The sequence below is a fragment of the Psychrobacter sp. UBA5136 genome, from assembly GCF_002414005.1.
Lineage (GTDB): Bacteria > Pseudomonadota > Gammaproteobacteria > Pseudomonadales > Moraxellaceae > Psychrobacter.
In genome coordinates, this window is sequence record NZ_DHYG01000053.1 from 1 (window position 1) to 11,599 (window position 11,599).

Annotated in this window: 10 protein-coding genes; 2 read left to right on the forward strand and 8 right to left on the reverse strand. The window is 45.5% G+C overall.

The annotated features are described in order from the left end of the window. Positions 1-29: 29 nt before the first annotated feature. The 8 genes from rpe to ispH form a co-directional block, all read right to left on the reverse strand. A complete protein-coding gene (gene rpe / locus B4240_RS07625; protein ID WP_296238001.1) occupies positions 30-719 on the reverse strand; it encodes a ribulose-phosphate 3-epimerase in 690 nt (229 codons plus the stop codon). 88 nt (positions 720-807) lie between these two features. Continuing rightward, entirely contained in the window at positions 808-1,698 is an 891-nt protein-coding gene (gene fghA, locus B4240_RS07630; RefSeq protein ID WP_296238002.1) for an S-formylglutathione hydrolase, read from the reverse strand. A 194-nt stretch (positions 1,699-1,892) separates the two neighbouring features. Further along, positions 1,893-3,365 (reverse strand): C13 family peptidase, encoded by a 1,473-nt coding sequence (locus B4240_RS07635; protein ID WP_296238004.1) that lies wholly within the window; start codon positions 3,363-3,365, stop codon positions 1,893-1,895. 342 nt (positions 3,366-3,707) lie between these two features. After that, positions 3,708-5,714 carry a molecular chaperone HtpG gene (gene htpG, locus B4240_RS07640; protein ID WP_296238007.1) on the reverse strand — a complete coding sequence of 669 codons (2,007 nt, stop codon included), beginning with the start codon at positions 5,712-5,714 and terminating at the stop codon, positions 3,708-3,710. A gap of 281 nt (positions 5,715-5,995) precedes the next feature. Then, a complete protein-coding gene (locus tag B4240_RS07645) occupies positions 5,996-7,516 on the reverse strand; it encodes a catalase (protein ID WP_296238008.1) in 1,521 nt (506 codons plus the stop codon). A 329-nt stretch (positions 7,517-7,845) separates the two neighbouring features. Next, entirely contained in the window at positions 7,846-8,661 is an 816-nt protein-coding gene (locus B4240_RS07650) for a thioesterase family protein (RefSeq protein ID WP_296238010.1), read from the reverse strand. 59 nt (positions 8,662-8,720) lie between these two features. After that, positions 8,721-8,966, reverse strand: coding sequence for a hypothetical protein (locus tag B4240_RS07655; protein ID WP_296238011.1), 246 nt, complete (start codon positions 8,964-8,966; stop codon positions 8,721-8,723). Positions 8,967-9,016: 50 nt separating this feature from the next. Then, positions 9,017-9,973: a 4-hydroxy-3-methylbut-2-enyl diphosphate reductase gene (gene ispH / locus B4240_RS07660; protein ID WP_296238013.1), complete on the reverse strand. Its 957-nt coding sequence runs from the start codon at positions 9,971-9,973 to the stop codon at positions 9,017-9,019. Positions 9,974-10,366: 393 nt separating this feature from the next. Between ispH and gmk the strand changes: the two genes are divergently transcribed. Together gmk and rpoZ are read left to right on the forward strand one after the other, a co-directional pair. After that, entirely contained in the window at positions 10,367-10,993 is a 627-nt protein-coding gene (gene gmk, locus B4240_RS07665) for a guanylate kinase (RefSeq protein WP_296238014.1), read from the forward strand. Positions 10,994-11,159: 166 nt separating this feature from the next. Beyond that, positions 11,160-11,420, forward strand: a complete 261-nt coding sequence (gene rpoZ, locus B4240_RS07670; RefSeq protein WP_296238016.1) for a DNA-directed RNA polymerase subunit omega — start codon at positions 11,160-11,162, stop codon at positions 11,418-11,420. Positions 11,421-11,599: the final 179 nt, after the last annotated feature.

Consider the following 11,599-nt stretch of genomic DNA (forward strand, 5'->3'; position numbering starts at 1 on the left):
AAAGTTGAGAGTGGGGTTATAGATGGGGATTAATAGCCATTTGCCAAGGCTAACTCAGCGCGCATGGCATCGATAGCAGACTTATAATCTTTCTGGTTAAAAATGGCGGAGCCAGCAACAAACATATCCGCGCCAGCTTCAGCAATAGCGCGGATGTTATTGGCCTTGATACCGCCATCGACTTCCAATCTAATATCACGGTCACTGGTGATAATACGCTGACGCACTTGGCGTACTTTATCCAGAGTACTGTCAATAAACGACTGCCCACCATAGCCAGGATTGACGCTCATGAGTAAGATTTGATCAACCTTATCCATGACATAATCTAGGTAATGCAGCGGCGTTGCGGGGTTTAATACCAAACCACATTCAGCGCCGCCATCTTTAATCAGCTGCAAGGAGCGGTCAACATGCGAGCTTGCTTCTGGGTGAAAGGTGATAATACTGGCACCTGCCTCTAAAAACTGCTCAATCATACTATCGACTGGCGACACCATAAGATGCACATCGATTGGCGCCTCAACACCATAATCACGTAGCGCTTGACATATCATGCTACCAAAAGTCAGATTGGGCACGTAATGGTTATCCATCACGTCAAAATGGATGACATCGGCACCTGCTTCTAACACCCGCTCGACCTCCTCGCCCAGTCTGGCAAAGTCAGCCGATAAAATAGAAGGCGCGATAAGATAAGGTTTAGAGAGGCTAGTCATAATTAAGCTACCTAATTGGGTTGATATAAAGGTTTAACAGTTGGTTTGTCTGTTGAGTTGCCAGTTTATCTGTCGAAGTATCTATCGATTAGCCCATTTGCGCCATGCGCCAGTGGTGCTCGATATGATCATTAATGACGGTTTGAATAAAATAATAGCTGTGGTCGTGACTGGCATGATAACGTAATGTCAGCGGCTGCTGCGCCTTTTCACACGCTTCTTGCAGTTTAGGAGTCTGCAGCTGACCTTCTGCTAAGAAGTTATCGGCAGCGCCTTGATCGACCAAAATACTCGGGTACTGTTGCCCAACGTCTGCTATCGTCTGTGAAGCATCTGCCTGCTTCCATAACGACTTATCATCGCCAAAGTATTCTGAATAAGCCGCTTGACCCCATGCTGATTCGCTGGCCGCACAAACAGGCGATAAGGCAGAAACACTAACAAACTTACTTGGAAATTTAAAGCCCAGTAGTAAAGCGCCATGACCGCCCATCGAATGACCAGTGATGCCGATACTATCAATTGGAAACTCTGCGCGCAGTAAGTCGTATAATTCATCAACGATATAGCTTTGCATATTAAAGTTTTCTGCCCACGGCTGCTGCATTGCATCGACATAATAGCTTGCGCCCTGCCCGACAAAATAACGCTCATCGTTTGGTACATCCTGACCATCACGACTTCTTGGAGAAGTATCGGGCGCGATAAAAATCATGCCAAGCTCGCTACATTTTTGTTGAAAATGCGCTTTATGGGTGACGTTATCCGCATTACAGGTCAAACCCGAGAGATACATAACTGCTGGACAGCGGCGTCCGGCCAGCGCTTCATCTGGCAGATAAATACTAAACGTCATCGGCGTTTTGGTCGCGGTTGATTCATGACGATAGTAGTGCTGCTCGCCATCGAAGCAGCGGTTGACACTGATCTGCTCGATTTTTGAGTGGGTAGATAAACTGTGTTTATAAGTATTATTCATAAGTGATATCCTTTTTATCCGAGATAAAATAAGCGATGAGTGCTAACTATTAGTCATTATTATTTAATCATTATCACTGGTAAGCGAACAGTTAGAGACATTTATTTAAAAACAGTCAGTCACTCAATCGTAGCATTTTAAAAATTCAAAAAGCGCTTGTTAATGGCGATACGAGCCATATTGACCAGCATACCTCAATCATTCTCAGGCATGTTATCGATTGCGCTTGAGGTATCAGGAGCTTGGGTAACCTTAACAGAATTTGGCCGATTAGTCATATTAGCAAGTGACGGGCGTGTTTTATCAAACAACACTTGCTCAAATGCTGGCAGGGCGGTTTCCATTAAGCTACCGATGACCATTTGCGGCTCTGAAGGCTCAAACCCCATATAAAGCTCACGCTCTCGTACGCGATATGCAGCATCTTTAAACGCATCAGAAAAACTGGTATTTTCACGCAAACTTTCGGCAAAGAAAGCCTGACCAAAATACGTCATCTCAGCACTATTGGTGCAACCGAACGACATCTTATCGGCAGCAGACGCAGTAATAATCACCGTCGTTGGCGACGCCAATTCATCGATAAACGAGCCTGAATAGCACGCCGACACCACAATCACGCGCCAACGGATACCAGACGCATCCAAGGCTTCACGCAGCCACGCGGCATCCAAATTATCCATGGCTAGCGGTGGATTCGCCAGTTGGACGATATTTTCATTACCGTGTGATGACAGCGTAAGAAACAGCACATCTTCATCGGCATTCATCTGCTGACCGATGGTTTTTAGGCCGCGCAAAATACTGGTCTTGGTCGCAATCGGCTCATCTAGCCAGGTGTAATCGTTATTAATCAATGCCAATGAATGTCCGCTGGTACCAAAGCGCACATCAAACAATTCACGTACTTTATTAATCTCAGAACGAAAGACGTCTTGACCAGAAAATCCTGCCACACCCATAAAATACCAGTCACTTTTGCCTGGGATACTAGGATCTATACGCTCTAAAGCCTCCTGCAATAAACGCGGCTGCTCATATAAAGCCGCTTCTTCTAAAACGGGCTCAACAGGGATTTGCTTAAATATCGGCTGGTCTGCGACATTGCGTTGCCAAATGGTCAGTAATGCCACCGCCCCTATCAAGACGATGATACGCTCCCACCAAGAGATGCGCAGGCGGCGGAAAAATATCCATAATAACGCGAGGGTTTGCCATAAAAACAGCACTAAAAACAATATCGGTAAAAAGGAGTAGCTCCAACTTGGCAGCCAACCATAGCTACCAAAAAACTGCACGAGGCTTTGGAGGAGTGCTGATAAGGTATCGGCAACGAGCCATAGAATGACGGGCACAAAAACCAGCGTTTGATTGCCCGCGCGGCGTGCCAAAATAATGCCGCTGAGTAAAATAATCGTTGGCCAAATTAAGTAGCTAACCAACCCTTGCTCATTAAAGATGCTGCCGTCTGCCGCGGCCAACCACGAAAACAGGACATTGCTGCCCAGCGCTAATAGGGCGAATACCGCAAACTGGATAAAGGTGGGTTTTACCCAAGAAAACGCCCGCGTCGACCCGACTAGCATCCACAAGGTTGCAATGATATTGGCAGCGAAATTGAGCGAAAAGCGCTGGAGCGATACGGTTTTTAACGACGCAAGTGACAAAGACTTAAACCTCTAGCCAGTCGAGAGAAATAACGCCAATCAATAATAAAAGATTTTGCTGCGCGTGTTTTTAACATGCCACTGCATATAATAAGTCTACACTTTGACGTGGTCTGTCGGCAGCAATTTTATCATTAATTAGCGATAAAATAGGATTAAAAAGCGAGGAAACTGGTTTAATAGTTTAGCTCGCTAATCTATCGCAATTGTAACGGATTGTCGGTCAAGAGGATAAGGCTGATTTGTAAAAACTGCTCGAAAATCACTCTAAACACTGACTAAAATTCCACTAAAAAAGGAGGCCTTAAAATCAAGACCTCCTTTTTTATTAAACAGCAAATATTATTTCATCAATAGCTCATTGACGCGTTTGAGATAGGCCGCTGGGTCTTCTAATTGACCGCCATCAGCCAGTAATGCTTGATCAAAGATTACCTGAGCCAGCTTGTCGAAATTGTCGTCAAACTGCTCGCTACCCTCTAATTTTTTAATCAGTGGATGGTCAGGATTGACCTCAAGCGTTGGTTTGCTCTCTGGTACATCTTGACCCATCTGTTTGAGCATCTGAATCATCTGCGGGCTCAGCTCACCTTCACCAACCACTAGGCAGGCAGGGCTATCCACCAATCGCGTTGAGACTTTGACATCTTTTGCGCGCTCGCCAAGTGCCGTTTTTAACTTATCAACGACTGGCTTCATGGCCTCCACCGCTTTTTCCGCTTCAGCCTTTTCCGCTTCGTCTTGCAAGTCGCCCAAATCAACCGCACCTTTAGCGATATTTTGCAGCGGTGTACCATCAAACTGGGTTAAAAAGTTCATCGCCCATTCGTCGACACGGCTGGTCATCAAGATAACTTCGATGCCTTTTTTCTTAAATAACTCAAGCTGCGGACTGTTTTTTGCCGCCGCTAAATTATCCGCGGTGAGATAATAAATGGCTTTTTGACCGTCTTTCATGCGACCTTTATAATCTTCAAAGCTGGTCTCAACCTTGTCATTCATGCTGGTGGCATAACGCAGCAATTTGGCAATGCGCTCTTGATTGCCCATGTCTTCGCCAAGACCTTCTTTAATCACATCACCAAATTCGCTATAGAATTGGGCAAATTTTTCTTGCTTGTCGCTATCTTCGCTATTGGCAAGGCTCGACAGCAAGGTCAAAATACGACGCGCGTTACCATCACGGATAGATTTGACATCGCGTGATTCTTGCAGGATTTCGCGGCTGACGTTAAGTGGCAAGTCTGCTGAATCGATGACCCCTTTGACAAAACGCAGATACATGGGTAGCAGCTGCTCGGCGTCATCCATAATAAAGACGCGCTTGACGTAAAGCTTTAAGCCATGTTGCTGCTCACGCGTGTATAAATCCATCGGCGCTTTTTTTGGAATATATAAAAGCTGGGTATACTGTACGCGGCCCTCAACGCGGTTGTGTGTCCATGTCAACGGCGCGTCAAAGTCATAAGTGATGTTTTTATAAAAATCAACATATTCCTCATCTTCAATTTCAGATGCTGAACGTGTCCAAAGCGCACTGGCTTTATTGATGGTTTCCCACTCGTCGGTTAATACCATTTGACCGCCGGCTTGCGCGTCGCTGTCATCGCCTTCTTCTTTGACATCTTCTTGCCAAACTTCTTTACGCATCTGAATCGGCAGGCTGATATGGTCTGAGTATTTATTGACCAAACGCTTGATTTTACCGCGGTCTAAATAATTATCTTCGCCCTCGCTATATTCTTCTTTTAGGTGCAAAGTGATGGCAGTGCCGCGCGCCTCTTTGGTAATTGGCTCAACGGTGAAGCTGCCTGTACCATCTGAAACCCAGCGTACGCCTTTGTCAGCCGGCTCGCCCGCTTTACGCGACTCAACGCTAATGGTGTCAGCAACGATAAAGCCTGAGTAAAAACCAACCCCAAACTGACCGATTAATTGACCGTCTTGCTTTTGTGATTCAGACAATTTGTCGAGGAAAGCCTTGGTACCAGATTTGGCAATCGTTCCTAGGTTTTCGATAGCGTCGGTCTCATTCATCCCGATGCCGTTATCGATAAAGGTAATGGTTTTGGCGTCTTTATCGACAGCGATACGAATTTTTAACTCGCCGTCATCCTCATAAAGGCTGTCGTCATTGGTTGCTTCAAAGCGCAATTTGTCGCAAGCGTCCGAGGCGTTAGATACGAGCTCACGCACAAAAATATCGGCATTAGAATAGAGCGAATGCGTCACCAAATGCAGAAGCTGCGCCACTTCTGCTTCAAAGCTATGTTTTTTTATTTCTGGGCTGTCTTTCTTAACATTGATGTCATTAGCGTTTTTATTATCCGCTTGGGCCTGTTCACTCATAAAAACTCCTATTATTGATACCAAAAATGCTGTTGCCAGCACACATAAATCACAAATTTTCCAATACCAGCAGTGACGCGAAACCGACTAATCAGACTAGGCTATAAACACTGCTGGGCTGCTTAATCAGATAAGGGCGCGGGTAAAAATTTCAAGCGCAAAGAGACTAAACTGAGCTAAAAAAATGATTAAGCATCAAAAAACCGCTCTAGTTTCCTAAAGCGGTGTTTTTAGATAAATACAGACGAGATAAATGCTAACGTTTTAGTTTTCTACAGATATTATAGGCAGCTAGGTAAATGACGAGCAGGATCGCTATCACGTGCTGCCATAGCGTCTTCAACGCTCATGCCTAATGCCTTGGCAACGCCTTCCCCATAAGCAGGGTCGCACCAGTTGCAGTTGCGGATATGACGATATTTAATAAAATCAAGCGCATCACCCATTGCGCGGGCGGTATTGTCAAACAATAGCTGCTTTTGCGCCTCATTCATCAGTTTAAACAGCGCCCGCGGCTGGCTAAAATAATCGCTATCGTCTTCACGAAAATCGTAGTGCGCTGCATAGCCATCAATCTTTAAAGCTGGCTCAGCATACTGCGGCTGATCTTGCCACTGCTCAAAGCTGTTTGGCGTGTAGTGTGGTCTGCCGCCATAATTGTCATCTACTCGCATTTGTCCATCACGGTGGTTACTGGTCACCGGACAACGCGGTTTATTAACTGGTATTTGCTTATGATTGACCCCAACACGGTAACGCTGGGCATCGGCGTAGCTAAATAGACGCGCTTGTAGCATACGATCTGGTGAGGCACTGATTCCGGGCACGAGATTGCTTGGCGCAAAAGCCGCTTGCTCGACGTCCAAGAAATAATTGTCTGAGTTTTTATTAAGCTCAATCTCGCCGACTTCAATCAGCGGATAATCACCTTTTGGCCATACCTTAGTTAAGTCAAACGGATGGTACGGCACTTTATCCGCATCGGTTTCTGGCATGATTTGCACGTACATTCTCCACTTCGGGAAATCGCCATTGTCGATGGCATTGAGCAAGTCTTCTTGATGGCTTTCGCGATTACTAGCGATAATTTCAGCGGCTTCGGCATCGGTTAAGTTCTTGATACCTTGCTGGGTACGGAAGTGAAATTTGACCCAAAAACGCTCATTGTCGCTATTAATAAAGCTATAGGTATGCGAGCCAAAACCGTGCATATGTCTGTAAGACGCTGGGATACCGCGGTCACTCATGGTAATGGTGACTTGGTGCAAAGATTCTGGCAATAAGGTCCAAAAATCCCAGTTATTGGTCGCCGAACGCATATTGCTACGCGGGTCACGCTTGACCGCTTTGTTTAAATCAGGAAACTTGCGCGGGTCACGGACAAAAAATACTGGCGTATTATTACCGACCAAATCCCAAATCCCTTGCTCGGTGTAGAACTTTAGGGCAAAACCGCGAATATCACGCTCTGCATCAGCGGCGCCGCGCTCGCCTGCCACGGTACTAAAACGGGCAAACATCTCCGTTTGCTTACCGACTTTGCCAAAAATATCCGCACGCGTATATTTGGTAATATCATTGGTGACAGTAAAAGTACCAAACGCGCCAGAACCTTTGGCGTGCATACGGCGCTCGGGGATAACCTCACGGTTTAAATCCGCAAGCTTTTCGTTTAGCCACAAATCTTCTACTAACAGTGGTCCGCGTTTACCAGCGGTTTTGCTGTCTTCATTATCGACCACTGGAGCACCATTGCTCATGGTCAAAGGTGTGGTATCGTAAGGACATTTGTTATCGTTCATGGTGGTACTCCTGGGAATAGTAGATGAATTAAAATACAAAATTTATTCTGAATACGCGTCTATTAATATCTTTAAGATGGTAGTCAGGGTTTCTGAAAGATGGCTTTTTTGGTTCATAGTAACCTGTCAATACGGGCATTACAGTGGCATTGCAGTGACATTACGTTGTTAATGCTAGTCTGAATGCTTGGCTGTCGTTTTGTTAAATACTATTACAACCGATTGCCATTAATTTGTATAATAAATTAATCACATCCTTTGGTTTTGTTTTTTAGAAGTACCAAATTTTTCTATGAGGTTTTAACAGCTCGTTCTGCTGCCAAGTTAGATCAACGCGGCATCGGGCGAATGGTTAAGATTTGCTCGCTACGACCAAACGGACCGTGGACATCATGCAGCACGGCGCTGGTTAGCCCTATACCATCGTCGCCATATTGTTGCACCGCTTCGATGCCAAGCCAGCGCCCCTTTGGCGCACGATGCATATGAATTTGCAAATCGGTATTGGGAAACATCCACTCCAAACTTGACAAGCCAAGTCCAAGGCGCGGCACGATACCATTTGCCGTATCAACCATGCCTAACAGATGTACCAAGTCGTCAGTTGTTTCGCCTTCTACCATGTCGAGATCATTGGTAATCCATACCATACCCCGGCCAGCGCGGCGCTCGGGTTCAGCAACGAAGCGTACGCTTTCGATAAAACCGCCCGGCCAGCCTTTCATATCTTCCCAGACGGGCAAGTCCTCAGGCTGATGCAGGGCTTTTTGGTCTTCAAGTCCGGCAATCTCGCTGGTATCTTGCGTCATCAATCGCCATGCGCGCGCAATAATGGCATCACGACCGCGACTGCTCATAACGGCTTCAATCAGCTCAATCGTTCTGCCCGGACGAATACAGCGCGTCGTAACCGTAAAATCATCGAGCGGTATCAGCCCTAAAATATCGAGACTAATACGGGCAATACGCATATTTGCTTGCGGCGCATAGCCTTCAAGCTCGGCGGTCAGCAAACCAGTCGCTGGCGCCATGTGCTGCTCGTGTTCATTCCAAGCACCTTGCGCATGCTTAGTTGGCTGATAATGGGCAACGCTGACACCATCTTCTTGTTGTTCGCGTTTGATGAGGCGGTAATAAGCTGACATGACTATCCTTAATGTTTTCGATTCTCTTTTTTATTTACTCGGACTTTAATAAAGGCGTGTTATTTGATCAGCTCTCGCTTTCTCATCCTAAGGAGCTTACGACTTTTTAAAGTTAAAAACAGCAAGCCAATCATGATGACCACAAGTGCACCATAAAAAAGACTGTATGTTTCTATAAATTGCGCTATATCTAGTGCAAGCATCATCACCAATATACCGATGACAAACATGTTGATCTTCAATTGTTTATTGACTTCTTTAAGATTGGCTTCTGCTAGTACGAACCTTTTTCTTTTTTTATTCACTACCCCTCCTATGTTTTATAGGCCCTCGAGTTAGTCAACCACTCTATATATTATTTGCCTACTTGCGTGACGGGAATACGCAGCGCCTTTGGTAAACTAAAGGTGACATTTTCCTCAATACCTGACAGCTCGCTTGGGAAGTCTCCACCCCAATCTTGCAGCTGCTGTAGCACTTCTTGGATTAATACCTCGGGTGCAGACGCGCCAGCAGTGACGCCAACGCTTTGGATGCCATCAAACCAGCTTCTATCCATTTCAGTGGCATTATCAATCAAGTACGCACGGCAATCCATACGCTCAGCCAACTCACGTAAGCGATTAGAGTTTGACGAATTTGGTGAGCCAACCACTAAGACCACTTCACAGCGACCGGCTAAATCCTTGACCGCGTCTTGGCGGTTTTGGGTGGCATAGCAGATATCGTCTTTACGCGGACCTTGGATACTGGGGAATTTTTCCCGCAGCGCATCAATCACGCGCGCGGTGTCATCCATCGACAAGGTCGTCTGGGTGACAAATGCCAAACGCTCAGCGTTTTGTACGGTGAGCGCTTCGACATCGCTTTCATTTTCGACCAGATGAATCTGACCGCCGTGACGACGATTAAAACGTCCCATGGTGCCTTCGACTTCCGGATGCCCTGCATGGCCAATCAGTACCGCATCCATACCATCTTGGGCAAATCGTGCCACTTCGATATGTACTTTGGTGACAAGCGGACAGGTAGCATCAAATACCGTCAAATCGCGGCGCTCTGCTTCATCTTCGACGGCTTTTGAGACGCCATGAGCAGAAAAAATCACAATCGAGCCATCAGGCACTTCGTGTAGCTCTTCGACAAAAACCGCGCCGCGATTGGCCAAATCTGAGACCACAAATTTGTTATGCACGACTTCATGACGCACATAAATGGGTGGCTCAAAACGTGTCAATGCTTCGTTCACTATCGCAATCGCGCGATCCACACCAGCACAAAATCCACGTGGATTGGCAAGATAAATTTGCATAAGAGGGCCTATCATTAGATAATTTAAAGGTAAAACTTAACGACAAACTGCTGCGTATTCACATTTGAGATAAAATCAATGCTCTACTTTAGCATAATTTGCTTTTATTGCCTTTGAAAATAGCGATGCATCAAAAGTCTCAGTATTAAAAAGCTAAGGCAATGAAAAGCCGGCGCTAAATAACATAAAAGCGCTAAAAGCAGTTTATAATGGTGCAACTCAGCATGGCACAATGATTAAGAATGATTAAGACTGCTAACACCATATATTTAATGCCATACATGATGGCATTTTTTCTTTTTACCAGCCTTTTGTCTTTTAACAGCACACTTTGCCAGAACCCGCTCTATTAGGAAACACTTCATTAGAAAACACTTCACTAGGAAACACTGTATGACAGGTTCATTATTTATTATTACCGCCGCCTCGGGTACAGGCAAGACCTCACTGGTAAAACAATTACTTGCCACCACCAATGACTTGACCGTTAGCGTGTCGCACACCACGCGCGCGCCGCGTCCGGGTGAAATCGATGGTCAGCATTATCATTTTACCGACGTCGACAATTTTGTAGCGGCCATCGGTGAAAATAAGTTTTTAGAACATGCCGAAGTGTTTGGTAATTACTATGGCACCTCAGAGCAAAGCGTACGCACACAGTTAGAAGCAGGCGTCGATGTCATTTTAGAGATTGATTGGCAAGGGGCGCTACAAGTCAAAAAAATATTTACCGATGCGATTATGATTTTTATTTTACCGCCGAGCCTAGCAACTTTACGACAGCGCTTGTCGGCGCGCGCGCAGGATAGCATGGAAGTCATCGAGCAGCGTTTGGCTGGCGCAGTCACTGAGATGGCGCAATACGTGCATTTTGATTTTGTGGTGATTAATGACAATTTTGAAGTGGCTTTAACTGAGCTAAAATCCATCATCGTTGCCGACAGACAGACGCTTAAACGCCAGCAGCAGCGCTATCACCGCACTATTACTAATTTGCTAAACAGCCAAGTCGATGAATAAGCGGCGACCAAAATAGCTTTAAGTGCCCGTAGATATAAAAAGCAACTACGCGCCTAAGCAAAAAATGCTATAATGTCTAGCTATCCCCCTTTTATATTTTTGATATTATTTTTATTGAGTGGCAGCCATCTGCCGTGACTGATAAAAACAACCGAGGTAGCTATTTATGGCACGAGTGACGATTGAAGATTGTTTGGATAATGTTGATAATCGCTTTGAGCTGATTTTGGTGGCAAGTAAGCGCGCCCGTCAATTGGCCAAAGGTATCGCTGAGCCGATGGTTGACGTTGATAACGACAAGCCGACTGTATTGGCATTGCGCGAGATTGCCGCGGGCAAAATCACCCGTGATATTTTAAATCAGCCAGAGCATAGTTTTGCCACAAGCTCGCTAGATTTAGCGTTATCAGGTGATCATAGCTTTTAGTAAGAGGTACAACCACTTTATTAAGTGCTGACATCTCTGAACGATAAGAACCACAGCAGCGGCTGTGGTTTTTTGGTTATAAAACTAAAACTATTTATAACACCAAATGCTTGCCAATTTTCGCGACCACTTATAGCGAAAATCCTACCACTTAGGTGGAATTTTTTAATTTATGCCAG